This window comes from Rhodococcus sp. MALMAid1271 (assembly GCF_049195265.1).
Classification (GTDB): domain Bacteria; phylum Actinomycetota; class Actinomycetes; order Mycobacteriales; family Mycobacteriaceae; genus Rhodococcoides.
In genome coordinates this window covers 1-3,243 of sequence record NZ_JBMIRQ010000050.1, presented here as the reverse complement: position 1 = coordinate 3,243, position 3,243 = coordinate 1, and the positions used below count along the sequence as shown (strand labels likewise).

The following is a 3,243-nucleotide window of genomic DNA, read 5'->3' as shown; positions in this document are numbered from 1 at the left end:
GGAACGCGCTGCAGTATCAACCGACACGACCGCTGAGTCGTTGACACCTCAGCTCGAAAGCGCCTAACATACAACACAACTCGTTGATCATGAACCGGATGGTTCACCGATCCGAATTACACCACCCCATGGGGCACTATCGATCACGGTCGGATGCCGTGCGTGGGGTTGATCTGCCGCGAGGATTTCCGACACTGGAGATGACTATTCTGAAGCCGCGTTTGCGGACTGCCCGTAACTGTAGTGGACAGCGTTCGGGGTTCGGTACCCGAGCGCCGAATGGCGGTGTTGTGAACTGTAGAAGCCGTCGATGTATCTGACGATGTCTTGTCGTGCTTTGCTTTTGGTGGAGTAGATCGTTCGGTAGACGCATTCGTTCTTTGTCGGCGGCCATGAAAAACTGACCACAGGCGGCCATGAATATGCCCACTGACGGCCGATAAGAACTGACCACTCGCGGCCACGAATGTGACCGCCTGTGGCCACGAATCTGCCCAGACCACACCCATCCTCTCGGCGCGTCAGCGCCGAGGAGGCCTCTCCTGCGGTTTCGATACCGATGCCTAGTCCGTATCGAATCCACCGCAGGAGAGACCACGTGAAGTCTGACGGAGAACTGATGGACATACTCAATGCATACGACCTGACCGGATCATTGCGGGCCGCCGCAGACTTGTGCGGCTGCTCCCACAACACCGTGAAAAAGGCCGTCGAAGACCGAGACGCCGGCCTGCCACCGGCCACCCACCGAACCAAAATCACCGACGACTGGCTCGAATACCTCGAAGAGTGGGTCTCCAAATCCAAGGGCAAGATCCGCGGCGACAAAGCCCACTAGAAACTTCTCGCACTCGGCTACACCGGTGCCGACCGCACCACTCGACGCGCCCTCGCCGAAATCAAAACCCAATGGAGACTGGGCAATACGAGAGTGCACCGGCCATGGATCACCGAACCAGGACTGTGGCTGCAGTACGACTTCGGAGACGGCCCGGTCGTCGACGGCCGCAAGATCGTGCTCCTCGTCGCCTGGCTGGCCTGGTGCCGCTACCGCATCGTGGTCCCACTACGCGACCGCACCGCAGCGAGCGTCTTCGCTGGCCTGGACCGGGTCTTCCGCATCATCGGCGGCGCACCGACCTACCTGCTCACCGACAACGAAAAGACCGTTACCGCCGGCCACGTCGCCGGCGTCCCGATCCGCAATCGCACCGCGGTCACCTTCGGTCGGTACTACGGAATCACCGTGCTGACCTGCCAACCGGCGGACCCTGCATCGAAAGGCGGAGTGGAGAACGCTGTCAAACTCGCCAAAGCCGACATCGTGCCCACCGAGACGAACCTGCTCGAGCAGTACGCCACCTTCGCCGACGTCGAAATCGCGTGCACGGCGTTCATGACCGAGATCAACGCCCGAGTACATCGGGCCACCCGCCGCGTCCCGAACGAGATGCTCGCCGAGGAACGACCCGAGTTGCACGGTATCCCCGACATGCCGCACACCGCAGTCCTCGGAGTCGCTCGCCGAGTCCCCGACAACACACCGATGGTCACCTTTGATCACTGCCAATACTCGACACCAGCAACACTATTGGGTCAGAGCGTGTGGGTCAGACTGCACGACGGGACAGATGAGGTCGTCATCTGCGCTCTCGATGACGGTGGCCCGATCGAAGTGGCCCGGCACGCCCGCACCACACCCGGCAGCCCCGCCATCGACGACGCCCACTTCCCCGGACATCACCCGAGGATCCCCGGCGACTACAGCGTCCGCGCGCGAACAGTATCCGAACAGCAATTCCTCGCGATCGGGGAAGGTGCCGCGACATGGCTCAAGGAAGCCGCCGCGGTCGGCACCGAACGGATATACCTGAAAATGTCGCACGCGGTCGATCTCGCGCGACTCGGAGTTCGGGGCGATGTCGATTGGGCACTCGGGCACGCAGCGGTGCACGGCCGCTTCGCCACCGGCGACCTCGACTCGATCCTCGCATCGAAGGGAATGGACCTCACCCGCCGCGGCGCATCCGAATCCACCTCCCTCACGCAAGGCACATCAGGATGGAACTTGTTGGGCAGCAACGCTATCGAACACAAAACCGCCGACGAGACGAACGAAGGTCAGCGATGAACACCGTCACAGCGGAACTCCCCACCGACCTCGAAACGCTGCTGCGGCAACTCCGCCTGCCGCATGCCAGGTCCATCGCCGCCGAAGTCCTCGCCACCGCACGAGCACAACGCTGGGACCCCGCCGAGGTCGTCAAAGCGCTTCTCTCAGAGGAATCCGCCGGCCGGGCACGATCGATGCTGACCGCCCGCCGCAAAGCAGCGGGATTCCCCACCGGGAAGACCTTCGAGGTCTGGGACGAGAACGCATCATCGATCCCGCTTCCCACCCAGCATGCCCTGCAGACCCTCGAATGGGTGCATCGCCGCGAGAATCTGGTGGTCTGCGGGCCGGCCGGGACAGGCAAGACATTCTTCCTCGAAGCGTTGGGACAGAACGTGATCCAAGCGGGGATGCCGGTCGCGTGGTTCACCCTCGAGCAGATCGGGGTCCTCGTACGCGCGCACCGATCCGACGACTCACTCGGCAAAGCGATCGCGAAGATCGTGCGCGCCGAACTCGTCGTGATCGACGATGTCGGGCTGTTGCCCGTCGGGACCGATGCCGCCGAAGGGCTGTACCGAATCGTCGAAGCAGCCTACGAACGCAAGTCCGTCGCGATCTCCTCGAACCTTCACCCGAGCGGGTTCGACGAACTGATGCCCAAGACCCTCGCCACTGCAACGGTCGATCGGCTGCTGCACCACGCGCTTCTATGCCAAACCAGCGGCGATTCGGTCCGCCTCGCCCAAGCCCTGCACGGTCAGGGGGTCAAACCCTCGACCTGACATGATGCTCGACCGGTGGCGGACAAACCCGACATGGGCAGATTCGTGTCCGCCACCGGTCAGTTCTTGTTGGCCACCCATGGGCAGTTCTCGTGACCGCCTGTGGTCACTTCCCGATGTCCATTGACAGTTCTTGAAATCAGCGAAGAAACTTTCGGCCATACTGTTGCCCCACAACACCCCGCGAAGACCGCATCCGCGGAGTGAATCACCCCAGGTTTGATGCCGCTTCCTTCTGAGTCAGGAAGGATGAGCACATGCCCAAGAAAATCGATCCGGAGGTCCGCGCGAGGGCCCTGCGGTTGCTCGCGGACCACGGTGCGGAATACGCGTCGTTGACAGCGG

General features: G+C 62.3%; 1 protein-coding gene and 1 pseudogene. Both read left to right on the top strand.

Going from position 1 to position 3,243, the window contains the following annotated elements; all coding sequences use genetic code 11:
* Nucleotides 1-598: 598 nt before the first annotated feature.
* Nucleotides 599-2,131 (top strand): annotated as a pseudogene (istA, locus tag ACOQFP_RS04755) (IS21 family transposase).
* A complete protein-coding gene (locus tag ACOQFP_RS04750) occupies nt 2,128-2,898 on the top strand; it encodes an ATP-binding protein (RefSeq protein WP_341245396.1) in 771 nt (256 codons plus the stop codon). The pseudogene istA and the gene ACOQFP_RS04750 overlap by 4 nt, the downstream one beginning before the upstream one ends.
* Nucleotides 2,899-3,243: the final 345 nt, after the last annotated feature.